The following is a 22,795-nucleotide window of genomic DNA, read 5'->3' on the forward strand; positions in this document are numbered from 1 at the left end:
TTTCCGCACCAGCGTACTTAAACTAAAGGGTTCTTTAATTTAAGATTCAGCTGCCTTTAGATGGTATGTCAGCGGTATAAGAATAGATGTTTTTGGAAAACACGCACAGCAACTAAAAAAAGCAAAGGGTGATCTAAAAACCGCCATCCAAAGTTATAACTTGGGTGATGGATTTATAGATTACGTGAATCAAAGAGACGGTCATTACACCAAGGAACTTGCCATAAATTTAATTGTGTAAATAAGGATTGGAGTTATACGTTTTTAATTTGTTACATAGATATATTCAGATGTATTTCAAGTAAGAGGAGGGGTTCTGTGCACGAGCATGATATTGAACAAATAGAATGGAATGAAAGAGTTCTTCATCGACATCAATATGCCACGGAAACGACGATAAATAATGGACATTCGCACAACGTACAGGGAACAACAACACCAGTAAATAACACCATTACTCATGTTCATTACTATGAGGGAAAAACCACTTTTGCAAATGGGCATGTTCATGGATTTTCAGGAGAGACGGGACCTGCTGTCCATCTGGGCGATGGGACACATTATCATGAGTTTTCTGGAACAACCACCTTTAATAACGGACACGTACATTATTACTCGGGAAGGACAGGAAGGAACATAAGCCCTTAAGTTGCAAAATCACTGAGTGTTGAAATGTACTTTGAGTAGTTCTGTTCAACGTATTGTAGTGCTCGCAGGAAAAGATGACGGCATCCCCAATTTCGTGTTTCTCGGATTTCTATCATAATAGCCAAGATAATGGTTTCAAATGTTAAACGGACAGTATTTATTTCTTCCGCTCTAACACGTCATGTTCAAGCTTTACGAGCAATTAAACTGCCAAAAGGTAATAACGCTTTCTACAACGAAATATTGACCTTTTAAAATAGCTGCTGCCATATAATTTATTTTGCCTGATTGTATCGTTGCTCCATTTCTCTCCAATTCACGATTTGGATTGCAGGTAGTAGGCATGTTCCCGAACAACTAGAACAAGCAACGGAATAACATCCCATTGAGTCAGATTCTGATGCTTTTCAGCAGTAGGCATAAAAAATCGTGAGGCGTATACCTCACGATTTTTTTAAGCTCCGCTTTCCTTTGGATCACTCTTTGATTTACTACCCTTTTTAGAACGATATTCTTTTCCTTTGTTATCATTCCCACTCACAAACTCACTGCTAAATTCTTGATTGTATTGTGCTTGTGGTGAACCTTGGTTTTGGCTTCCTTTGCTGCCATTGCGACTTGTCATTGCATTCCCTCCTTTATTCAAAAACTTCCTTCTTAGTATTGCTTATACGTTGCCTTTTACTCTTTGTTCATTATGAAGTAGAAAATTATATTGCTTGTTATTGGAGCCGGGATGGCTGATGCTCCTATCCCTTGAATGGCTCAAAAGATAATCCGTTTACCATTTCTTTTACCTAATTTATTTACATGAGTATGATTTACATGAGTATGGTAGGGCGGAATTAAGGATGTCTTCCAACGATCATCCTCCTGCCGTGTTGTCCCTTCTCCTTTTTCAGGGACAGGATGGAACGTACCAGCAATGTTTCGAGCTGCTCATCCTTAATCTTTTTTCTGTCGAAATGCTGATGAATGCGTTTTTTTAGCACTTCTCTACTCATCGTTATTCTCCTTTCCTCTATGTTTTCTTTGGGTCCATTTTTTAAAGGGATAATACATCTTCTAACTATCTTCCAAATCAACTTTATGTTAGTATAAATTCACTCAAAACATTAATATAAATATGTTTTATTAGGTATTCTCGCGTGCCGATTTCGTGCCGATTGAGTTTGAAAAACTTGATACCGTTCTGAAAATGAAAAAGGGAAAAACGTTGTTTTATCAAGGTTTTTCCATCTCTTTAAAACATTTTGAAAACGGCAATTAATCAAATTCGAGATGGAAGGTTCTATCGGCTAATATAGCAAATCAAAAAGCGAACGCCACTATGGGTTCGCTTTTTTTTACATAATGAAATTTTGGGGAATAGAGAGAGTAACCATTCATAATGAGGAGAAGGACTATGATACTGATTGGAGTAACGGGCTGGGGGGACCACCAGTCTTTATATCCGGAAGGGACGAAATCCACTGAAAAATTAAAGCTGTACAGCGGCTTTTTTCCGGTTGTGGAAGTTGATTCCTCCTTCTATGCCATCCAGCCGTTAAAAAATTATCAAAAATGGATAAAGGACACACCGGACCGTTTTTCGTTTATCATTAAAGCCTACCAAGGAATGACGGGACATTCTCGTGGCAAGATTCCTTTTGAATCGACAAAAGAAATGTTTGATTTATTTAAAGCCTCCATCCAGCCTGTGATCGAGTCAGGTAAGATGAAGGCAGTGCTTTTTCAGTATCCGCCTTGGTTTGAATGCAATAAGGAAAGTGTACAGATGCTAAGGTTTACGAGGGAAATGATGGAGGGCATCCCGGTTGCTCTTGAATTTCGCCATCAATCATGGTTTATGCCTGAAATGAGAGAAAAGACGGTGGAGTTTATGAGAGAAGAACGCTGGATTCATACGATTTGTGATGAACCTCAAGCGGGCCAGGGATCGGTCCCTGCTGTAATCGAACCAACGTCTTCAGCGCTTACCATCATTCGAATGCATGGAAGGAATGTTCATGGCTGGAACAATCACGGCCAGGAAAACTGGAGAGAAGTTCGGTATTTATATCGGTACAATGATAAAGAACTTGCTGAATGGAAGCAGCATGTTGAAAAATTGAGTGAACAGTCTAAGGAGATCGTCATATTGTTCAACAACAATTCTGGAGGCGATGCTGCAGATAACGCCAGGAAGTTTATCGATATGCTGAGCCTTGATTATGAAGGGCTATCTCCGAGACAGCTTGATTTGTTTTAAAAAGGGGTGGCACAACGCCATTTGGTTTATACTGATTAGTAACAGTCATTCGATTTCATAGTGAAAATGACGCATGAAATGGCCTGCTGCTGATAATTAGGGCAGGTTCTTAAGGTTCAGGGGGCAATATGCTAAATACATTAAAAATTTATCACACCAATGATGTACACAGCCATTTTGAATATTGGCCGCGTATCGTAAAGCAGATAAAAACAGGCAGGGCAGAATTTCCCGCAAAAGGACAGACCTTGCTTTATTTTGATTGCGGGGATTTTATGGACCGTGCCAATTCACTGACAGAAGGAACGCTTGGACAAGGGAATACGCTCCTTCTTAATCAGGCTGGTGCAGATGCGGTAACTATCGGAAATAATGAGGGAATCACACTTACAAAAGAGGAACTTTATTCTCTTTATACCGAAGCTGATTTTCCGGTACTGGCAGCAAACCTTTTTAATGAAGAGGGAGAACGCCCTCATTGGGCAAAAATTTCTGAAGTGTTCACGACAGAGGATGGAATTCGAATAGGGGTTACGGGAGCCACGGTAGCTTTTCAGGCTTTTTATCACTCTTTAGGGTGGCGGGTGGAAGATCCGTTCAAGATTCTGCCTGAGATTATCGCTGATTTGAAAAACAGCTGTGATTTTGTCATTGTTCTCTCGCATCTAGGATTAAACTTTGATGAAAGAATGGCCCAGGAAATAAGCGGAATTGACCTTATCCTCGGTGCCCATACACACCATGTGCTCCCAGAAGGAAAAAGGATAAATAGTACTTTGATCGCACAAACCGGAAAATTCGGTCAGTATCTTGGTGAAATCAATATTCAGTATGATGCATCCACAAAAAAAATTGCATCAAAACAAGCAATGCTGATTGAACTGACAGATATAGCAGAGGACAATCAAGGTGCCGAGCTTCTGGATGAACTGAAACAAAAAGGAGAAAAAGTCCTGGAGAGGGAAGTAGCCGTATTAAGCGAACCTCTTCATGTTTCATGGTATGAGCCATCACCTTTTGCACAGCTGATGGCGGACGCACTTAAAGAGTGGTGCAAGACCTCCTATTCCATGGTTAATTCGGGAACACTTCTGGAAAGTCTGCCTGCTGGCCCTGTCACAAAAGGAGATCTGCATCGGATTTGTCCACATCCGATTAATCCGTGCATTGTCGATCTGACCGGTGATGAGATCAAGGAAATTGTCCATGCGGGTTTAAGCCGTGAGATGATCCATAAAGAGGTTAAGGGATTCGGATTCAGAGGAAAGGTCATGGGCCGTATGGCGTTTTCAGGCATCACAGTGGAAGAAGCGGTACTTGAAGATCAGCAGTCTCATGTTAAAAACATTTGGCTGAATGGTGAACCTGTAATAGATGGGGGGATATACAAGGTTGCCGTCATTGATATGTTTACGTTCGGCAAGCTTTATCCAGCGATCGCAAGAAACAAAACAAAAACATTTATGCTGCCTGAAACACTTCGTGATCTGCTCGAATGGAAGCTTAAGAAGATGAATGGGCAGTAGTGGACGCACTCTTTCCCCTCTTGTACATACCATATAGGAGGAAAGGGGGGGAAAAGCATGATTGAATTAAACCCGGTAATCATTGACGGCCACCCATTTACAGCGGTAACCGTCCAGCTGCCGAAAACAAGCCTGCTTGCCGTGTATAATGACAAAGGGTATATCATGTGCGGGGCTTTGGATGTCGCCCTCTTGAATGAAAAGCTCTCAGACCGAAAAATTATTGCAGGCCGAGCAGTAGGTGTACGAACCATAGATCAACTGATTAATGCGCCGCTGGAATCCATTACAACAGAAGCGTATGCCATTGGGATCGAGGCAGGAATGTCCGGAAGGGATGCCTTGCTGAAGATGGTATAAAGAAAAACTGTACTCCATCCCTGGGTACAGTTTTTTAGATTTTATAACGGTCCCTCATAAGCTTAAGCGAGATGAGGTTAAAGCAGAGAACTCCGCTCATGATCTGAATGCGCTTTGTATTGCTCGTCAGAATGTATACTAATAATAGGTAGATTCCGCTTACAAAAAAGGCGATTTGCAAGTAATACATCCACTGTAAAAGCCTTCTGAAATCCAAGGTCATCCCCCCTGTATTTCAATACCAAGTTAACTCCACATTCAGTATAACAATGATATGAAGAAAATGGATAAATTTTTTATAATTGTAATTAAATTGAGACAAACTTTTCCGGCTAGAAACACCGAATCATTTAGTGTAGGATAGTAGTAATGAAAAGAGAGGTGTTCGGCTGAAATGAAACAATATTTGAATCTGCTTCAAGATACCCTTGAAAATGGGACAAGAAAAGAAGACCGTACAGGAACAGGAACGATCTCTGTTTTTGGAAGGCAAATGCGATATAACCTTGAAGAGGGATTTCCGGTAGTGACCACGAAAAAACTTCATTTGCGGTCCATTATTCATGAGCTTCTCTGGTTTCTAAAAGGAGACACGAACATAGGCTACCTTCATGAAAACGGAGTGTCAATCTGGGATGAATGGGCAGACGAAAATGGTGATCTGGGACCGGTTTACGGCCATCAGTGGCGTTCATGGCAGACTCCAAGCGGCGAAACGATCGACCAGATTTCCAATCTCATTCACGATATTAAGCATAATCCGGATTCCAGAAGGCTTTTGGTTTCGGCATGGAATCCTTCCGATGTTCCAAAAATGGCTCTTCCGCCATGCCATACCCTTTTTCAATTTTATGTTGCTGACGGAAAATTATCCTGCCAGCTTTATCAGCGTTCAGCGGATCTTTTTCTAGGCGTTCCGTTTAACATTGCATCGTATGCGCTGTTAACCCTGATGATTGCTCAAGTATGCGGCCTGAAGCCAGGCGAATTTATACATACGGTCGGTGATGCTCATATCTATTTGAATCATTTGGATCAGGTGAAACTGCAGCTGACAAGAGAGCCTAAACCGCTGCCCTTGATGAAGATAAATCCAGAAGTGGCTTCTATCTTTGATTTTAAATATGAGGATTTTGAGCTCGTGAATTATGAGCACCATCCGCGGATTAAGGGCGAGGTATCAGTATGATTTCTTATGTGTTCGCTATGGACGAGAACCGATTGATCGGTGATCGCAATGGCCTCCCTTGGCACCTCCCGGCTGATCTGCAGCACTTTAAAAGAGTAACGATGAAAAAGCCGATCGTTATGGGCCGCAAAACGTTTCAATCCATAGGAAAACCGCTTCCGGGCCGTGAAAATATCATCCTGACGAGAGATGAATCATTTCAAGCGGAAGGCTGCACTGTCATTCATTCGATAGACCAGGCACTGGAGCGGCCGGAAGAAGAAGTATGTGTGATTGGCGGTGCGGAAGTTTTTTCATTGTTTATGCCGCATGTCCAACGGATGTATATCACGAAGATTAACGAAAGCTTTCATGGTGACACATGTTTTCCTGAATATGATGAATCCGAATGGAAGCTGGTTTCCGAAACACCGGGAATTGTAGACGAAAAAAATAAATATTCCCATGATTTTCTTGTGATCGAAAAAATATAGCAATATGCAAAAGCCACCCGTTTTATACCCACGGGTGGCTTTTTTATTAGCGATGCAATCGTGCTGCAGTCCGCTCCTGTCGTTCCCAGGCTCGGAGGTACGGGTAGGGATCAAAAGCCCATTCCGTATACCCGTTATCTCTGTACATGCCATAGTGCAAGTGAGGCGGGAATTTTCCGGACGTACCTGGCGGGCCATACCCGGAGCTTCCCACATAGCCTACGACCATTCCAGGCTGTACGATTGATCCTTTTTCAATGGATTTGTTAAAACTGGAGAGATGCGCAAAATAATGATAGACGTTATTGATGTCTCGGATTCCGATCCGCCAGCCGCCAAAACGGTTCCAGCCTTTTATCTCAACGATTCCGTATGATGTTGCTTTTACCGGCACACCGTAGTCAGCAAAGATGTCTGTCCCTTCATGAATACGCAGGCCGCCATATCCCCTTCGGTCACCCCAAGTGTTTTTGAAGCTGTAATTCGAACGAAGAGGGACGACGAAAGCATGCTGGTTCAATGCGACTGTTCCATAGGCTTTGTAAATTTGGGCATTCTCCATAATGATGCTGACAGCCTTATCCCGTCTATAGAATTCCCATAATCCAATTTTAAAATTTTCTTGATCAAACCCGTATTTCTGGATAATGTTCGCAAACGTGTACAGCAAATCCTCGTCATTGTTCCTATCGGCGACTCCATCATTATTCCCATCCATCCCTGCACCGCCAAATATTCGAATGGAATCAGGGCTTTTGTCCTCCATGTTTGGATTTAACGGTCCTGACCATTGAATAGGGGAAAAATAAATGCCGACAAGTCCGGAAGCATCAGGAAGATCTCTTCGGGCACGCCGTACGCTTCGTTCGTACTGATCGACACCAGCGAAGTAGTACCAGGGAATACTCGATACCGTTTCCATCTTTTTATATAGTGCCAGCCGCTGTACATCTTCTTTATTATAGGTTGGTGCGGCCAAGGCCTCCCGCTCAGGAAAAATAAAACCGATCAAGGAAGCAAACAAGAAAAGTCTTAGCCATTTTTTCATGGTGAGTTCTTCAACTCCTTTCCTGAATCATATCCTTAGTTTGGTTGGGAAAAGAAATTTCATATTATATAAATGATGGAAATATCATGGATTGGAGTTTTCCCGCCAGTTATGTTAAAGTTTCTAATGTATCTCTACCTTTTAAAGCACAAGATTTTTTTGTGCAGGACGATGAATTGGAGTGAGGATTTTGGCTAAGAAAGAAGAGCACATCCGTAAACCGGAATGGCTAAAAATAAAGCTGAACACAAACGACAACTATAAAGGCCTCAAAAAAATGATGCGCGAAAAGAAGCTACATACCGTTTGTGAAGAAGCGCGTTGCCCGAACATCCATGAGTGCTGGGCAGTAAGAAAAACGGCAACCTTCATGATTCTTGGTGACGTGTGTACCCGTGCCTGCCGTTTTTGTGCAGTAAAGACGGGATTGCCGACAGAACTGGATCTGCAGGAGCCGGAACGCGTAGCGGAATCTGTTGAACAAATGGGATTGAAGCATGTGGTCATTACCGCTGTTGCCCGTGACGATCTGAAAGATGGAGGTGCAGCTGTTTTTGCGGAAACCGTTAGAGCGATTCGCAAGCGCAATCCGTTCTGTTCCATTGAAGTTCTTCCTTCCGATATGATGGGCGTTCAAGAAAACCTGGAAACTTTAATGGATGCCAAGCCTGATATCATGAACCACAATATTGAGACGGTAAGACGCTTGACACCAAGAGTCAGAGCCCGTGCGACGTATGAGCGCACACTTGAGTTCCTGCGCCGTGCAAAAGAAATGAACGAAAACATTCCTACAAAATCGAGCATTATGATCGGCCTCGGGGAAACAATGGAAGAAATCATTGAAACTTTTGATGACCTTCGTGCCAACAATGTCGATATCGTTACCGTTGGACAATATTTACAGCCGACAAAGAAACATTTAAAAGTTCAAAAATATTATCATCCAGACGAATTTGCGGAGCTTCGCAAAATTGCTCTTAGCAAAGGATTCAAGCATTGTGAAGCAGGCCCGCTTGTCCGTTCCTCTTACCATGCAGATGAACAGGTAAATGCTGCCAACAAAGCGGTTCAAAGCAACTAATTAGAAAAAGGGGCTGTCCTGAAAGTCAAAAATTGACCTTCAGGCAGCTCCTTTTTGGCTTGAAAAATCTTCAATGAAAAGTTGATTGAAGTGGAAGATGCGAGACTCCTCGAAAATGAACTTCACATTTTCTTCGTGCGATATAACGCTGCCGAAGCTTTCCTTGTCCTGCGGGACTAGCGTGACAGGTGAGACTCCCGCAGGTGCTTGCACCAAGAGGCTCACCGCACGCCACGCGGAAAGCGAGCAGCATGAAGCGGAAATCAACAGCTTCCAGACTTCTTGGCCAGCCTTTTTTTATTTATTCATCGGGCTGTTCATTTCACCTTTCATTTCCCCGTTCTGATTCTCGCCATCGCTTACTTTGTATCCTTGCGGAGATTTTTTCATCTGTGCAACCAATCGGTCGATGATGCCCTCGGCGTTTTCAGTATCATAGTTGATGGAGCGGTACTGCTCGAGTTTGCCGATCATGCCTTTTTTATCTGAAACGTAGACATGGTAGTAGCGGGGGACGACGGAAAAAGCTGTTTTTTTAACATTATCCGCCATGGCCATCCGATTTTTGCTGGTTGTTTCGTAAGCCATGAGGACTTCTTCATCTGTAACCAAAACAGCCATATCTTTAATGTTCGGCAGGCGTACAGCCATGTCAGTAATCATGTCAGCCAGTTTTTGGCGATCCATTTTCGGTATTTGATTGGCAGAGAGGGGCTTTCTGTTCTCTCCCTTATATTCATGTCGCACATAGCCGAAGTCCCCGTATCTTCTGTCGGTTCCCATCGTATTATTATCATTTTTGTAATTTTTGTAGCTGGTGTTGGAAAATTTATAACCGCTTGTTGTTTCTTTTCTCGTGTCATCATCCGAGCAGGCAGCGGTAAACAGGGTAAAGGATAGGATCATTAATGCAGCAATTTTCTTGTTCATGTGATTCACCTCCTTATCCTTAGGTTGACCACAATAAAAAACTTTTTACAAAGAAATTGTTGGCTGTATTTTTATGGGACATGGTAAAATATAAAAGTGAGGTGAGTTCATGATTTGTATTGGTGAGCATTGCTACGAACTGATAGAGAATAATAAAGAGGCCTTTGATGAGGAACTGCTCAAATCAAGGTACAGCGAAATTTTACATAAATATGATTATCTTGTCGGTGATATCGGCTATGAACAGCTCAGGCTGCGCGGCTTTTTCGAAGACGGACATGATAAAGCGACATATGACACGAAGATCAGTACGCTTCCGGAATACATTTATGAGTATTGTAACTTTGGCTGTCCTTATTTTGTGCTAAAGAAAATAACCCCCTGATCAACAAGGGGTTATTTATCCTGCCTTATTTATAATTTTGGTATGGTTCTTCTGTATCTTCTCCAGGATCATCATGCGTCGGATGGGCACCGGGATATTGGCGTTCCATGCCGGCGTGAAGATTTTTATATTCATAGTTGAAGGCGCTGTAATACCGCTGATTTTCTTCCCAGGGAGTAGATTTTCCAAGCTTTGCATTAATTGGAGATCCGTATGGTCCTTCAGGCAAGTCTTCAGGCAGAACATAGCGCCTGCGGGTTTCCACATTAGAGAAATCCGTATAGGTTTTTTTATCCTTGTTATACAAAATAACCATTCCCTTCAGGCAGGTTAAGGATAGAAGGCATCTATCCTTTTTTAAACTGCCCATGAAATGGCTTTTTTTGTGTGGGTAATTTTCCCGCAAAACTATAGTGTTTCGTATAGGAACTCCCGAAGCTCCTGTGCATCTTCCTCATTAAGCTGGAAAACATGCTCCAAGTATCCCTCTTCTTCAAGGTCATCTTCTCCTATGATGGAAAAACGGCTTCCCTGCAGATCGAGAATCAGGCTCTTGCCGTAATGTCTTCCTGTTTTTACAATGGCGAGGTCAAATCGGGTATTCGTTCCCATAAAACTTACGAAGCGTGTCTCGGATTTCTCGGTATCGTCATACAGAAAAAAGCGTTCTTCTGCCACATTCAGTCCTCCTTGCCGCAAGGGCTTTCCTTCTTTCTTCCCCATGATAGCAGACAAGCCGGTATAAGAAAATAGGAGGCTCCTTCCGTAATTCTCCTTGAATTTTGTGATAAACTAATAAGGACTATGCAGAATGACAAGGCAGGGTGATACATATGTATTTTGTTGACAGAAAAAAAATTGAACACCATTTAGTATATCTGGGATCATTGCATCAGCAGGCAAAGAAACTGGCCGGCAAGGAAGGCGATGTAGAAAAGCTGGCTCTTGAACGAGCGGCTCACGTTATCATCGAAAGTATGATCGATGTGGGTAATTCGATGATCGATGGCTTCATAATGAGGGATCCGGGCAGTTATGAAGACATATTGGATATCCTTGAGGATGAAAAAGTGATCACCGCGCAAAATGCGAAAGGATTGAAAAAGGTCGTATCACTGCGCAAAATGCTGGTCCAGCAATTTGCGAGTGTCAGCCATTCTGAAATTTCCGAGGTCCTTTTGGAGAATTCTGGATCGATCGAAAGTTTCCCTGCCGATGTGAGACGCTATATTGAACAAGAATTGGGGCCTGTTTCTGCATTTTTGCCTGAAGAGGAGCAGAAGTAAAAGCTGCTATCCCTATTTCTAAACATTTTTGTTTAGAATGTACTTTTGCTAGAAAATGCTGTAAGATAGGGGTAAGGAAGGTGATTGTTAATGGCTATGGCTAATAACACCTCTACCCGTTCTGAAATCATTCATATGCTTAAGCGATATAGAAAATTGACGGTTACTGAAATGGCCAGCCGCCTTGGGATTACCGAGATGGCTGTCAGGCGCCACTTAAATACATTAGAGAGAGACAGGCTCGTTGAAACCACCCTGGTCCGCCAGGCCATGGGACGGCCGCTGAATGTGTATCAGCTCTCCGAAGCTGCGGATGAACAATTTCCGCGCAACTATTCGGGGCTGACCGTTGAATTTATGAGAGACATTCAGGAGATTGCCGGTGAGAAAGCTGTGCATGAATTGTTTGTCCGCCGGGAAAACCGCTTAAATGATAAGTATAAGAAACGGATGGAGAATAAGAGCTTTGAGCAAAAGGTGGCCGAACTCGCCGACATTCAAAACGAAGCCGGCTATATGGTCGAGTGGGAAAAAACAGAAGACGGCCAGTATGAATTAAAAGAATTCAACTGCCCGATTGCCAAAGTAGCAAATGAATATCAGAATGCCTGCTCATGTGAGCTTTCTTTATTCCAGAGAATGCTCGGTACAGACCATGTGGAACGCACAGAATGTCTTGCTAAAGGCGGCTCGTATTGCAAATATTTGATTTCCGAAGAGAAAAACGCATAAACCCTACTGGCTGATCCGCCAATAGGGTTTATTTTTTTGTTGGATTTTTACGATCATCCGCCCTCTATTCTTTCCTTCTGTTGTCGTAAGAAGGACGTCAGGTAGAGCTCTTCGAGGGTGATCTCTTTTTCCATCGTCTCGCTGGCCACACTTTTTCTCTTACTGGAGCAGGGCAGAAGACCGATATGGTATTGCTGACTGCAGCAGAAAATAAAAAATGCAAAGTTTCGAACATCGGCCAGGGGGAGCGTGCCAAAAACTTTGCCACTTCCTTATCGTGAAAAAAAGGGTTGACTTCAACATTAAAGTTCAGTATTATTCAAAATAACTTAATATTCAGATGTATCTTATCCAGAGAGGTGGAGGGACTGACCCGATGAAACCCGGCAACCAGCAGAAATGCATGGTGCTAATTTCAGCAGAACACGCAAATGTTCTGAAAGATGAGAGCCGACGGTGAAAACTGCGACCTCTTCTTTTAGAAGAGGTCTTTTTGATTGTCCAGCTTCAGTGCCCAATGCTGAAAACGAACTTGAGTTTTCAGCTAAGGTCCTTGATAGATGAAAAGTAAGACTTTCTTTTCATCCTTAGTCATCTTCGTTCTTCTCCCTCAACACAAAAAACGTGTTGCTTGAGAAGAACTCAAGCGCTTCTCGGACCTTAGCAGGGCACTTCAGCTTTTCTTGTTGGCTAACATTTTACTCAGATCCTTGCCTCTGTTTAAACCACTACATTTTAGAAGGAGAGATTGAACATGAGTGAAGAAAGAGAATATGGTTTTGAGACGGTTTCATTGCACGAGGGACAGAAAGTAGATCCGACAACAGGCGCGAGAGCGGTTCCTATTTACCAGACAACGTCTTATCAATTCAACAGTACGGAGCACGCAGCCAACCTTTTTGGTTTAAAAGAGTTTGGGAACATTTACAGCCGAATCATGAATCCGACACAGGATGCGTTTGAACAGACGATTGCAAAGCTAGAAGGCGGTGTTGGAGCGCTGGCGGTTGCATCCGGCCAGGCGGCGATTACGTATTCCATTTTAAACATAGCGGGAGCAGGTGACGAAATTGTAGCGTCTGGCTCTCTATATGGCGGAACGTATAACTTGTTTGCGAATACACTTCCGAAGCTCGGAATCAATTTTAAATTTGCAGAAGTGGATAACCTTCAATCCTTCCGTGATGCCATTACTGAAAAGACAAAAGCGGTTTACATCGAGACGATCGGGAATCCGAAAATTGACGTGGCAGATATCTCAGCCATTGCAGAAATTGCTCATGAAGCAGGGGTTCCGCTTATCGTAGACAATACGTTTGCAACACCATATCTTTGCCGTCCGATCGAGTATGGAGCAGACATTGTCGTTCATTCCGCTACAAAATTCATTGGCGGACACGGCACATCGATTGGAGGATTAATTATAGATTCCGGTAAGTTTGATTGGACGAACGGCAAATTCCCAGGACTTACGGAGCCGGATGAAAGCTATAATGGCGTCGTTTATACGGAAGCAGTCGGACCGCTGGCTTATATTATCAAGGCGCGTGTCCAATTGCTCAGAGACCTCGGTTCTTGCGTATCACCGTTTAACTCCTTCCTCTTTATTCAAGGGCTTGAAACGCTGGCCCTGCGTGTAGAACGGCATAGTGAAAATGCCCTGAAGGTGGCGAAATACTTAAAAGAACATCCTGCTGTGGACTGGGTGAACTATCCTGGATTAGAAGATAACAAGTATAATGAGCTGGCGCAGAAATATTTGCCTAAAGGTGCTGGTGCCATCCTCACTTTCGGTGTAAAAGGCGGGGTAGAAGAAGGAAGAAAGCTCATTGAAAGTGTGAAGTTATTCTCTCACTTGGCGAATGTCGGTGATTCTAAATCATTAATCATCCATCCGGCAAGCACTACGCATCAGCAGCTGACAGAGGAAGAGCAGCTTAGAGCAGGAGTATCGCCTGAGATGGTAAGGCTGTCGGTGGGCATTGAAACGATTGATGATATTATCTATGATCTCGAGCAGGCACTAGCGGTCATCAGTCCGGTTCCAAGCGGCCAGTAATTGTTATGTTCAATAAACACCCTTTCTACTATACTTAAGACAAGTATGAAATTTTCAGGTGAATGAATCGAAATTGGAAGGGATGTTTGGTATGGCTGTAAGAAAGCTTGAGCATGTAGGAATTATGGTTGAAAACTTGGAAGAATCCATTTCCTTTTACCGTGACATCATAGGTTTGGATGTGATCAAACGAATGAAACACTCCAAGCCAGGGATCGAACTAGTATTTTTGGGAATGGAAGGGGAGATCCTGGTTGAGCTGGTAGCAGGCCACAATAGACAGCTGGCTGAAGAAGGAAAAGTGAATCATGTGGCGTTTACCGTAGATGATCTCTCGAAAGAAATTCAGGAGCTGAAGAATCATAGCGTCCTGTTTGTCGAAGATGAGGTGACATCGTTGCCTGATGGTTCTCAGTATATATTCTTCTATGGCCCTGACCGGGAGAGAATTGAATATTTTCAGCCAGCAACGCCGAAATAAAAAGGGGCTGTCCTGAAAGTCGAAAATTGACCTTCAGGCAGCTCCTTTGACGTGAAGAATCTTCAATGAAAGGTTGATTAGAGTGCAAGGTGCGAGACTCCNNTCTTGGACAGCCCCTTTTTTGATATCAATGAAAACTTGAAAAGTTGTGATGTCTAGCTACTTTCTTTCAAAGCCGTTGCTCAGCCATCTGTACGAGGCGCTTCGTGATCTCGCCGCCAACCGAACCGTTCTGTCTAGACGTCGTATCTGCTCCTAAAGAAACACCAAACTCCCTGGCAATCTCCTGTTTCATTTGATTCAATGCGTTTTGTACTCCAGAAACTACAGTTTCATTTGTATTTTTAGCCATAAGATGACCTCCTTTTTTCTTATCGTGCACTTCAAATGGAACAATATACATAAAGAGGAAATCGGAGAGTCAAGGGGTTCAAATTTTTGTTAGGATGGCCCCATTTTTGGTACACTAACCTGTGAATGAAAAAAGGAGTTTGTGGAATGAAAACTTATAAAGGCTATTTGATTGATCTGGATGGAACGATGTACAGAGGAAAGGAACGGATTGAAGAGGCGGTGCAATTCGTTCAGGAGCTTAACAGGAGAGGCCTTCCGTATCTTTTTGTGACGAATAACTCATCAAAAACGAAGGAAGACGTGGCTTCTGTTCTGCACAACTTTGAAATTCCGGCCACTTCCGATCATGTGTACACGACAAGCATGGCTACTGCCAACTATATTGAAAAAATCAAACGTGACGCAACTGTGTATTGCATTGGAGAAGAAGGAATCCGACAGGCATTATTGGAAAAAGGCTTCACCCTTACCGAGGAGCAGCCTGATTTTGTCGTCATGGGAATCGACCGTTCGATCAACTATGAAAAATTAACGATCGCGTGTCTTGCAGTAAGGAATGGGGCGAGGTTTATTTCCACGAACGGAGATATTGCTCTGCCTACTGAAAGAGGCCTGCTGCCTGGAAACGGCTCGCTGACTTCTGTAGTGGCTGTTTCCACACGGGTACAACCGACCTTTATTGGTAAGCCGGAAGCGATTATTATGGAGATGGCACTCGAAGAGCTTGGCACAGCGAAGGAAGATACCCTGATGATCGGCGACAATTATGATACCGATATCTTGGCGGGAATACGTTCTGGTCTTGATACCCTCCTTGTTCACACGGGTGTAACCCAGAAGGAGCACCTCGGCCAGGTTGATATTCAGCCGAAGTACACGGTAAATGGACTGGATGAATGGAAAGCATTTGAATAAAATGAAAAAAACAGCTTCCGTATGAGGGAGCTGTTTTCTTCTGATTACTCAGTATTGGCTGCACGGTGGGCAAGACGGCTTGAAGCAGCAGCCGCAATCGCACCCACAATATCATCGAGGAAGGTATGCACTTTTCCTGTGGATTTATCGTTCAATTTTTCAAGGATGCCCGGTTTTTGTTTATCGATGAAGCCGTAGTTCGTAAAACCGATGGATCCGTATATATTAACAATAGAAAGAGCAATAACTTCATCGATGCCATACAAGCTCTCATCTCGTTCTAGAATTTCCTGAAGAGGGCCTTCAAGCATCTTTTTCTCGGCGAGCATGTCAAGCTGTACTCCAGTCAATATAGCGTTTTGCACCTCACGTTTGGCAACGACCCTTTCCACGTTCTGAAGGCAGACAGATAACTCAAGGTCAGGATGGTAAGGCACTTGAAGAAAATAAACAAGTTCGGCGATATCCTTTAATGTTACGCCCCGTTCTTTGAGCAGGCGCAGTGCTGTTTCCTCAACATTCTCTACCTTTTTCTCTCTCATAAAGATCTCCTTATCTTTCACGACGTTAAGCTTTTTATAGTATATGTGTCCAAACCTAAGTTATGAGTTCAGCCAAAATTTAATAACCATCAAAGGTGTTGGGTCATAGACTATAATTATTGAAGGAGTTGGGGTGAGGCTATGTTCGAGAGGGACATTTATCATCATTATCAATTATATTGTGATGGAAAAAGAAGCATCAGTGGATATCGCTATTTTGTTTCTGGGGGAGAACAGTACTTAGTCGTTCCGCAGAAAAAGATTACGATTGACCGCATTGAAGAGATAGTTTATTTCAGCGATTATTTAAGGTACAAGGGGGAGAAGGGCATCGCAGGACTTTTTCCTACATTGTCGAACCTCCCTAATGCCAATATTGAGGGTGAACCTATCCTATTATTCAAAATTGAAAAGTCAAACCGCACTGCATCGGAAAAAAGGCCGCTGGGCGAAGAACTTGCCGCCTTCCATAAAAACGGCCGAGAGCTTCCTCCGCCGGCTACGTCGGATAGCTTATTGTATGGAAGCTGGGCCGTCCTGTGGATGAACCGTGTGGACCAGGCCAAAGAGTGGTACCGGGAAGTTTTTGCAAAGCCGGTAAAAACAGAATTTGACCAATTGTTTCTAACGACATTTCCTTATTATGAAGGACTTTCAGAAAATGCGATCCAGTACATCATCGATTACAATATGGAAGATTCCATAAGAGAAGAGGCCGGCCCCTCCATATGCCACGAGCGATTTCAGGAGAATTCATGGCTTCAGTTTGATGACGATTATATAAAGCTTCCTACAGGCTGGGTACTCGACCATCCTGTGCGTGATATTGCAGAGTGGATCCGTTCCTGTGTATACCAAAAAAACTTTACTCCTGAAAGCATCACATCGTTTCTCGATGATTACGAGCGGGTAATCCCTCTAAAAAGAGAAGGCTGGAGATTGTTATACGGACGTCTTTTATATCCGGTATGGTATTTTGATCTGCTTGAAAAGCACTATCAAAATGAACGGGAGATCGGCAAAGAATTATCTCAGCACAAATTTACAGAATATCTGCTGATGGAAGAGCAGAACGAAAATTTCCTGCGCTCGTTTTTTCCATCGATCGGCTTGCCTGCCGACCGGCTTCAGATTCCAATCGTTGACTGGCTTCTCCCCAGCACGTAAAAGCGCTCTTTGTGAAGCGCTTTTTCTTTTGTCTAGGTCCAGCGCTTGTCGGACCTTAACAGGGCGCTTAAGCTTTCCTAAATTGAACTGATAGGACAAACATGAGAAAATAAGGGAAAAAGCTTGGAGTGCTGATATGAAGCCCTATGTGTACATAACGCGAAAATTACCACAAGAAACACTTGCCGAACTGCAGGAAATCGCTGAGGTGGAAATGTGGATGGAAGAAGAAAAACCGGTTCCGCGCAGTATACTGCTCGAAAAGGCAAATAAGGCAGCAGGACTGCTGACGATGCTCTCAGACCGAATTGATGAGGAGCTCTTGCGCCAGGCGCCGCACCTAAAGGCTGTAGCTAATCTTGCTGTGGGAATCGATAATATTAATGTGGAAGCTTCTTCAAAATACGGAGTGACCGTCTGCAACATACCTGATGTGCTTACAGACACAACAGCAGATCTGGCATTTGCATTGCTGATGGCAGCCGGGAGGAGAATTACAGAAGCAGCAGAATATATTAAGGATGGAAAATGGAACAGCTGGAGCCCGCTTCTTCTTGCAGGTACTGATATTCACTATAAAACATTAGGAATCGTTGGCATGGGGCGTATTGGTGAAGCGGTAGCTAGACGGGCATCAGGCTTTGATATGAAGGTTCTTTATCATAACCGCCGTCGAAAGATTGAAACTGAAGAAAGGCTGGGGCTCTCTTACCGGATATTCGAGGACTTGCTGAAAGAATCGGATTATATTGTCTGTTTAACACCGCTTACGCCAGAAACAAAAGATCTATTTAATGAAAAGGCTTTTAAGATGATGAAAGATACGGCGCTGTTTATAAATGTATCGCGAGGCGGAGTAGTGGTTGAGGAGGCGCTGGACCGTGCGTTATCAGAGGGCTGGATCAATGGTGCAGGTCTGGATGTGTTCCGGGAAGAGCCGATCAATCCAGACCATCCGCTTTTAAGACATCCTAATTTGACGGCACTTCCACACATTGGGAGTGCAAGTACAGAAACACGCCTTAAGATGGCAAGACTTGCTGTGAGTAATATTGCTCATGTATTGCAGGGTTTAAAGCCTCCTGCAGCTGTAAATACAGGTAATCATGAATAAATGAGGGATTAAGAAATGAACAAGGAATTGTTAGGAAAAGCTGCTATTGTCACGGGAGTAAGCCGGCTGGAAGGGATGGGTGCGGCGTTTTGCCGGACACTTGCCCGGGGAGGGGCTTCTGTCTTTTTTACATATTGGTCGAATTATGATAAGGGAATGCCTTGGGGGAAAAAAGAAAGCGATCCTGAAATCCTCTTACATGAGCTGAAACAGTTCGGTTTGACTCATGGAATGATGGAATTGAATCTTGCGGAGGCCGATTCCTATGCAAGGCTGTTTGATGAAGCGGAACGTACGGTTGGGGCACCTTCTATTCTTGTTAACAACGCCTGTTATTCAGTAAATGACACGATTGCGACGTTCACGGCAGAACATTTGGACAAACACTATGAAATCAATGTTCGCGCAACGTCAATGCTTTGTGTGGAATTCGCCCGCCGCTGGAATGGAGTTTCTGGCGGAAGGATCATTAATATGACGTCAGGACAGTCTAAAGGGCCGATGGCGGGAGAACTTGCCTATGCTGCTACAAAAGGGGCCATTGATGCGCTTACAGTTACATTCAGTGAGGAAGTGGGGGGACAAGGCATTACAGTAAACGCAATTAATCCTGGACCGTCAGACACAGGCTGGATGAATGAAGAGACGCATAAGCACCTGGCTACCCGTTTCCCATCAGGAAGAGTTGGTATGCCCGATGATGCAGCAAGGTTAGTTCATTTTCTTGCCAGCGATCAAAGCGAATGGATTACAGGCCAGATCATACATTCAGAGGGTGGTTTCAAACGCGGATAATAACCTGCTATTTGGCCTCTAGCTAGCAAAAGAGGCTTTTTGTTTCACACAAAAATGTAAGCGCTGCCAAAATCTTTACAATATTTTTGGTTGTTTCAAACCCAAATAGGGTCTACAATTGTCCTTAATATAAAAACATATGTATTTCTAGTGAGGACAGGAGTGTTGGCAATGGTTGAAAGCGTATCTGTAGGATTATTAGGACTAGGAACAGTAGGAAGCGGAGTCGTCCGGATGGTGGAGGGTCACCAGGAGGAATTGCTTCACCGTGTAGGCTGTCCGGTCTACATAGAAAAAGTACTCGTACAAAATCTGGACAAGGAAAGATCCTGTACGATTAAGCCAGAATTATTGACAAGCAATGCTGAAGAGGTTGTGAACCACCCTGGAATAGATGTTGTCATTGAGGTTATAGGAGGTATCCAACTAGCAAGAGAATACATCTTGCAGGCCTTAAACAATAAAAAACATGTGATTACAGCAAATAAAGATCTTATGGCGCTGTATGGTGCAGAATTGCTGTCGGCCGCCGAAGAAAATGGGTGTGACCTATTTTATGAAGCGAGTGTAGCAGGAGGAATTCCGATTATCCGCACTCTTGTGGACGGCCTTGCATCAGACCGGATCACGAAGATGATGGGAATCGTAAACGGAACGACCAACTACATTTTAACGAAGATGGACAAACAAAATTTAACGTTTGAAGAAGTATTAAAAGAGGCTCAGGACTTAGGCTATGCGGAAGCAGACCCGACTTCAGACGTAGAAGGAATCGATGCTGCAAGGAAGATGGCGATTCTGGCATCCCTCGGTTTTTCTATGAACATACATCTTGATGATGTGGAAGTGAAGGGGATCTCCAATATTACAAGTGATGATCTAGTGTATGCCCGCCAGTTTGGCTATTCAATGAAATTGATCGGCAACGCAAGAAAAGATGGTGGAAAAGTCGAAGTGAGTGTGGAACCGACGCTGCTTCCGGATACACATCCGCTTGCTTCTGTACAAAACGAATATAACGCGGTTTACATTTATGGAGAAGCTGTTGGGGAGACCATGTTCTTCGGTCCGGGTGCCGGCCAGCTGCCTACCGCTACATCCATCGTGTCTGACCTTGTAGCAGTCGTTCGCAATATGCGCCTTGGCGTTAACGGAAAAAGTGTAGTGGCTCCTCAATTTGAAAAACAATTAAAGCAAGCAGATGAGATTAAAGGGAAGTACTTTTACCGGTTGCATGTCAAAGATGAAGCAGGAACATTTTCATCTCTGACTTCAGTCTTTGCAGAAAATCACGTCAGCTTGGAAAAACTGCTTCAAAAACCAGTCGGTGAAGACGGGGTTGCTGAGGTTGTTCTCGTAACGCATACGACAACAAAGCACCAAAATGATCAGATCTATCAGCAGTTACGGGATTCAGGGGTCGTTAAAGTAATTAAGAGCCATTACAGAGTAGAAGGAGGAGCACAATGAGCTATAAAGGACTAATTCATCGGTACAGGGAATTCTTACCCGTCAATGCCGCTACACCTGAACTTTCTCTGTTGGAAGGAAACACACCGCTTATTCCTCTTGAACACCTTTCAAAAGAATGGGGTATCGAGCTCTCCGTTAAATATGAAGGAGCCAATCCGACGGGATCCTTCAAGGACCGGGGAATGGTAATGGCCGTAGCGAAAGCGAAGGAAGAAGGAAGCAAGGCCATCATCTGTGCGTCAACAGGTAACACGAGTGCAGCGGCTGCTGCCTATGGGGCGAGGGCAGGGCTCCTGTGTATCGTAGTTATTCCTTCTGGAAAAGTGGCGCTCGGCAAGCTGGCACAGGCTAAAATGTATGGTGCGGAAGTGTTTGAGATCGAAGGGAATTTTGATGAAGCACTTCAGATGGTCCGCAGATTAAGTGAAGAAGAGCCGCTGACTCTCGTAAACTCTGTCAATCCGTTCCGTCTGGAAGGACAGAAAACAGCCGCGTTTGAAATCGTGGACGCGATGGGTTCAGCACCAGATGTGCTTGCCATTCCCGTAGGCAATGCAGGCAACATTTCTGCGTATTGGAAAGGATTCAAAGAATATCACGAGAAGAAGGGAAGCGGGCTCCCGAGGATGCAAGGCTTTCAGGCGGAAGGAGCAGCCCCGATCGTTAACAATGCCGTAGTAAAGAATCCAGAAACAATTGCCACTGCAATCCGAATCGGGAATCCAGCCAGCTGGAACTTCGCGGTCGAAGCTGTACAGCAGTCGAATGGCGGAGTGAACAGTGTCAGTGATCAGGAAATTGTAGAAGCATACCATCTGCTGGCGAAAAAAGAAGGCGTCTTTGCAGAACCGGCTTCGTGCTCATCCATTGCAGGCGTTTGGAAACTCGTAAAAAGCGGCAAGCTCGCAAAAGGAACAAGGGTTGTCGCCGTGCTGACTGGAAACGGGCTGAAGGATCCGGAGACAGCGATGGAGACGGTTTCTGTCAACCCGGTCAAAGTTTCCAATCAAATTGAAGAGCTGAGGGAGGCCATGAAGGGTTGTGTGCTTCAATGACCTTTTCCCCATTTTCCATCCAAGTTCCGGGCAGCACAGCAAATTTAGGACCCGGTTTTGATTCAATAGGAATGGCGATCACAATGTACTTAACCGTGAATGTGTTTCCGTCTTCACAATGGAAATTCACTTACATTGGAAATGAACTGCAAATACTGAACGGAGAAAAAACGAATCTTATACATGATGCAGCTTTGCTGGTTGCAAAGGATCATGGTAAAGAGCTGCCATGCTGCTCCATTGAAGTGGAGAGCGAGCTCCCTCTTTCAAGGGGACTGGGCAGCAGTGCGGCAGCAATCGTAGCTGGTATAGAGTGGGCAAACCGTGTGCTTTCGCTCTCTTTGTCTAAAAAAGAGAAATCCTTATATGCATGCAGAATGGAAGGGCATCCTGACAATGTGGTCCCTTCATTGATCGGCGGCTTAGCCGTCAGCAGCTACGGAGAAAACACGGTAGAAACGGTACAAATCCATGATTTATCAGTGGAAATGGTGCTTGTCATTCCGTCCTTTGAGCTTTCAACGAGCAAGGCAAGAGAAGCATTGCCCGAAAGCTTGCCTCACGCTCAGGCAGTTCAGGCGAGTGCGGTAAGCAACGTGTTAGTTGCTTCTGTGCTTACAAACGACTGGAAAACGGCTGGAAAAATGATGGGAAGAGATCTGCTGCACGAACCTTATCGCCAGTGCTGGTTTCCTGATTTTGCAGCAATTAAACAGAAAGCATACGACCTTGGCGCTTATGGAACAGCCATAAGCGGGGCAGGCCCGACAGTGATCAGCTTTGTGCCGGCAGGTTCCGGAGAACGCATCAGGGAACGGCTGGCATCAGCGTTTGAGGGTTATGTCTGCAGAATGGTTCTTCCTGATTCAAAGGGAGTTCGAATCGAACAGCTTTCTCTTCCGGCATAAAAAACCCCACTCCATTGAGC

At 44.0% G+C, this 22,795-nt stretch carries 30 protein-coding genes and 1 riboswitch; of the genes, 20 read left to right on the plus strand and 10 right to left on the minus strand.

Annotated elements, in window-relative coordinates:
• The first annotated feature begins 82 nt into the window (after positions 1-82).
• Together P4361_RS02760 and P4361_RS02765 are read left to right on the plus strand one after the other, a co-directional pair.
• The gene (locus tag P4361_RS02760) at positions 83-241 is read left to right on the plus strand and encodes a lysozyme family protein (RefSeq protein WP_256227545.1); all 159 of its coding nucleotides are present in this window, start codon (positions 83-85) and stop codon (positions 239-241) included.
• Positions 242-318: 77 nt separating this feature from the next.
• Positions 319-648 (plus strand): YmaF family protein, encoded by a 330-nt coding sequence (locus tag P4361_RS02765; RefSeq protein WP_053357288.1) that lies wholly within the window; start codon positions 319-321, stop codon positions 646-648.
• Between the two features lie 316 nt (positions 649-964).
• Here the strand turns inward: P4361_RS02765 and P4361_RS02770 are convergent, their stop codons facing one another.
• The 3 genes from P4361_RS02770 to P4361_RS02780 all read right to left on the minus strand — a co-directional run bounded on the left by P4361_RS02770 (position 965) and on the right by P4361_RS02780 (position 1,652).
• Positions 965-1,069: a Fe-Mn family superoxide dismutase gene (locus P4361_RS02770; RefSeq protein ID WP_234293215.1), complete on the minus strand. Its 105-nt coding sequence runs from the start codon at positions 1,067-1,069 to the stop codon at positions 965-967.
• Positions 1,070-1,102: 33 nt separating this feature from the next.
• Complete coding sequence (locus P4361_RS02775) at positions 1,103-1,273, minus strand: hypothetical protein (RefSeq protein ID WP_053357289.1); 171 nt, start codon at positions 1,271-1,273, stop codon at positions 1,103-1,105.
• A 220-nt stretch (positions 1,274-1,493) separates the two neighbouring features.
• Positions 1,494-1,652, minus strand: coding sequence for a hypothetical protein (locus P4361_RS02780; RefSeq protein ID WP_256227489.1), 159 nt, complete (start codon positions 1,650-1,652; stop codon positions 1,494-1,496).
• Positions 1,653-2,053: 401 nt separating this feature from the next.
• Between P4361_RS02780 and P4361_RS02785 the strand changes: the two genes are divergently transcribed.
• From P4361_RS02785 to P4361_RS02795, 3 genes are all read left to right on the plus strand, one after another.
• Positions 2,054-2,899: a DUF72 domain-containing protein gene (locus tag P4361_RS02785; protein WP_256227490.1), complete on the plus strand. Its 846-nt coding sequence runs from the start codon at positions 2,054-2,056 to the stop codon at positions 2,897-2,899.
• A gap of 128 nt (positions 2,900-3,027) precedes the next feature.
• On the plus strand, positions 3,028-4,425 hold the full coding sequence (locus tag P4361_RS02790) for a bifunctional UDP-sugar hydrolase/5'-nucleotidase (protein ID WP_328088248.1): 1,398 nt from the start codon (positions 3,028-3,030) through the stop codon (positions 4,423-4,425).
• 57 nt (positions 4,426-4,482) lie between these two features.
• Positions 4,483-4,785, plus strand: coding sequence for a YunC family protein (locus P4361_RS02795; RefSeq protein WP_062233161.1), 303 nt, complete (start codon positions 4,483-4,485; stop codon positions 4,783-4,785).
• A 34-nt stretch (positions 4,786-4,819) separates the two neighbouring features.
• Here the strand turns inward: P4361_RS02795 and P4361_RS02800 are convergent, their stop codons facing one another.
• Positions 4,820-5,002: a hypothetical protein gene (locus P4361_RS02800; protein ID WP_062233164.1), complete on the minus strand. Its 183-nt coding sequence runs from the start codon at positions 5,000-5,002 to the stop codon at positions 4,820-4,822.
• Between the two features lie 177 nt (positions 5,003-5,179).
• On the opposite strand from P4361_RS02800, the gene P4361_RS02805 reads away from it, so the two are divergent.
• Together P4361_RS02805 and P4361_RS02810 are read left to right on the plus strand one after the other, a co-directional pair.
• Positions 5,180-5,974, plus strand: coding sequence for a thymidylate synthase (locus P4361_RS02805; protein WP_062233167.1), 795 nt, complete (start codon positions 5,180-5,182; stop codon positions 5,972-5,974).
• Positions 5,971-6,447, plus strand: coding sequence for a dihydrofolate reductase (locus P4361_RS02810; protein ID WP_091003325.1), 477 nt, complete (start codon positions 5,971-5,973; stop codon positions 6,445-6,447). Before P4361_RS02805 ends, P4361_RS02810 begins: the two co-directional genes overlap by 4 nt.
• A gap of 46 nt (positions 6,448-6,493) precedes the next feature.
• On the opposite strand, the gene P4361_RS02815 is transcribed toward P4361_RS02810, so the two are convergent.
• On the minus strand, positions 6,494-7,495 hold the full coding sequence (locus tag P4361_RS02815) for a M23 family metallopeptidase (protein WP_053357296.1): 1,002 nt from the start codon (positions 7,493-7,495) through the stop codon (positions 6,494-6,496).
• Positions 7,496-7,685: 190 nt separating this feature from the next.
• On the opposite strand from P4361_RS02815, the gene lipA reads away from it, so the two are divergent.
• Positions 7,686-8,579: a lipoyl synthase gene (gene lipA, locus P4361_RS02820; RefSeq protein ID WP_053357297.1), complete on the plus strand. Its 894-nt coding sequence runs from the start codon at positions 7,686-7,688 to the stop codon at positions 8,577-8,579.
• A gap of 297 nt (positions 8,580-8,876) precedes the next feature.
• Here lipA and P4361_RS02825 read toward each other — a convergent pair whose 3' ends face one another.
• A complete protein-coding gene (locus P4361_RS02825; protein ID WP_328088249.1) occupies positions 8,877-9,509 on the minus strand; it encodes a YhcN/YlaJ family sporulation lipoprotein in 633 nt (210 codons plus the stop codon).
• 109 nt (positions 9,510-9,618) lie between these two features.
• On the opposite strand from P4361_RS02825, the gene P4361_RS02830 reads away from it, so the two are divergent.
• Positions 9,619-9,894 carry a YutD family protein gene (locus P4361_RS02830; protein ID WP_053357299.1) on the plus strand — a complete coding sequence of 92 codons (276 nt, stop codon included), beginning with the start codon at positions 9,619-9,621 and terminating at the stop codon, positions 9,892-9,894.
• A gap of 25 nt (positions 9,895-9,919) precedes the next feature.
• On the opposite strand, the gene P4361_RS02835 is transcribed toward P4361_RS02830, so the two are convergent.
• On the minus strand, positions 9,920-10,210 hold the full coding sequence (locus P4361_RS02835) for a hypothetical protein (protein WP_175501776.1): 291 nt from the start codon (positions 10,208-10,210) through the stop codon (positions 9,920-9,922).
• A 92-nt stretch (positions 10,211-10,302) separates the two neighbouring features.
• The gene (locus P4361_RS02840; protein ID WP_231689220.1) at positions 10,303-10,572 is read right to left on the minus strand and encodes a DUF3055 domain-containing protein; all 270 of its coding nucleotides are present in this window, start codon (positions 10,570-10,572) and stop codon (positions 10,303-10,305) included.
• 155 nt (positions 10,573-10,727) lie between these two features.
• Here P4361_RS02840 and P4361_RS02845 point away from each other — a divergent pair, with 155 nt between their 5' ends.
• The 4 genes from P4361_RS02845 (at position 10,728) to P4361_RS02860 (ending at position 14,452) form a co-directional block, all read left to right on the plus strand.
• Entirely contained in the window at positions 10,728-11,180 is a 453-nt protein-coding gene (locus P4361_RS02845; RefSeq protein WP_328088250.1) for a DUF86 domain-containing protein, read from the plus strand.
• 90 nt (positions 11,181-11,270) lie between these two features.
• Positions 11,271-11,912 (plus strand): helix-turn-helix transcriptional regulator, encoded by a 642-nt coding sequence (locus tag P4361_RS02850; RefSeq protein WP_091003332.1) that lies wholly within the window; start codon positions 11,271-11,273, stop codon positions 11,910-11,912.
• 344 nt (positions 11,913-12,256) lie between these two features.
• A riboswitch (SAM riboswitch) is annotated at positions 12,257-12,362 on the plus strand.
• Between the two features lie 304 nt (positions 12,363-12,666).
• Positions 12,667-13,971, plus strand: coding sequence for a homocysteine synthase (locus P4361_RS02855; protein WP_328088251.1), 1,305 nt, complete (start codon positions 12,667-12,669; stop codon positions 13,969-13,971).
• A gap of 91 nt (positions 13,972-14,062) precedes the next feature.
• Positions 14,063-14,452, plus strand: a complete 390-nt coding sequence (locus P4361_RS02860) for a VOC family protein (protein WP_328088252.1) — start codon at positions 14,063-14,065, stop codon at positions 14,450-14,452.
• A 169-nt stretch (positions 14,453-14,621) separates the two neighbouring features.
• Here the strand turns inward: P4361_RS02860 and P4361_RS02865 are convergent, their stop codons facing one another.
• Positions 14,622-14,804, minus strand: coding sequence for an alpha/beta-type small acid-soluble spore protein (locus P4361_RS02865; protein ID WP_256227497.1), 183 nt, complete (start codon positions 14,802-14,804; stop codon positions 14,622-14,624).
• Positions 14,805-14,950: 146 nt separating this feature from the next.
• Here P4361_RS02865 and P4361_RS02870 point away from each other — a divergent pair, with 146 nt between their 5' ends.
• Positions 14,951-15,721, plus strand: coding sequence for a TIGR01457 family HAD-type hydrolase (locus P4361_RS02870; protein ID WP_328088253.1), 771 nt, complete (start codon positions 14,951-14,953; stop codon positions 15,719-15,721).
• A gap of 44 nt (positions 15,722-15,765) precedes the next feature.
• Here the strand turns inward: P4361_RS02870 and P4361_RS02875 are convergent, their stop codons facing one another.
• Positions 15,766-16,263 (minus strand): phosphatidylglycerophosphatase A family protein, encoded by a 498-nt coding sequence (locus tag P4361_RS02875; RefSeq protein WP_053357304.1) that lies wholly within the window; start codon positions 16,261-16,263, stop codon positions 15,766-15,768.
• 141 nt (positions 16,264-16,404) lie between these two features.
• On the opposite strand from P4361_RS02875, the gene yutH reads away from it, so the two are divergent.
• The 6 genes from yutH to thrB all read left to right on the plus strand — a co-directional run bounded on the left by yutH (position 16,405) and on the right by thrB (position 22,775).
• Positions 16,405-17,430 (plus strand): spore coat putative kinase YutH, encoded by a 1,026-nt coding sequence (gene yutH / locus P4361_RS02880; protein WP_328088254.1) that lies wholly within the window; start codon positions 16,405-16,407, stop codon positions 17,428-17,430.
• A 136-nt stretch (positions 17,431-17,566) separates the two neighbouring features.
• Complete coding sequence (locus P4361_RS02885; RefSeq protein WP_328088255.1) at positions 17,567-18,544, plus strand: D-glycerate dehydrogenase; 978 nt, start codon at positions 17,567-17,569, stop codon at positions 18,542-18,544.
• Positions 18,545-18,559: 15 nt separating this feature from the next.
• Positions 18,560-19,339, plus strand: a complete 780-nt coding sequence (locus P4361_RS02890; protein ID WP_328088256.1) for an SDR family oxidoreductase — start codon at positions 18,560-18,562, stop codon at positions 19,337-19,339.
• Between the two features lie 171 nt (positions 19,340-19,510).
• Positions 19,511-20,809, plus strand: coding sequence for a homoserine dehydrogenase (locus P4361_RS02895; RefSeq protein WP_328088257.1), 1,299 nt, complete (start codon positions 19,511-19,513; stop codon positions 20,807-20,809).
• Positions 20,806-21,867: a threonine synthase gene (thrC, locus tag P4361_RS02900; protein WP_328088258.1), complete on the plus strand. Its 1,062-nt coding sequence runs from the start codon at positions 20,806-20,808 to the stop codon at positions 21,865-21,867. Before P4361_RS02895 ends, thrC begins: the two co-directional genes overlap by 4 nt.
• Positions 21,864-22,775 (plus strand): homoserine kinase, encoded by a 912-nt coding sequence (thrB, locus tag P4361_RS02905; RefSeq protein WP_328088259.1) that lies wholly within the window; start codon positions 21,864-21,866, stop codon positions 22,773-22,775. The genes thrC and thrB overlap by 4 nt, the downstream gene beginning before the upstream one ends.
• Positions 22,776-22,795: the final 20 nt, after the last annotated feature.

Origin of the sequence: Fictibacillus sp. B-59209 (assembly GCF_036216745.1) — a bacterium.
Taxonomy (GTDB): domain Bacteria; phylum Bacillota; class Bacilli; order Bacillales; family Fictibacillaceae; genus Fictibacillus_C; species Fictibacillus_C marinisediminis.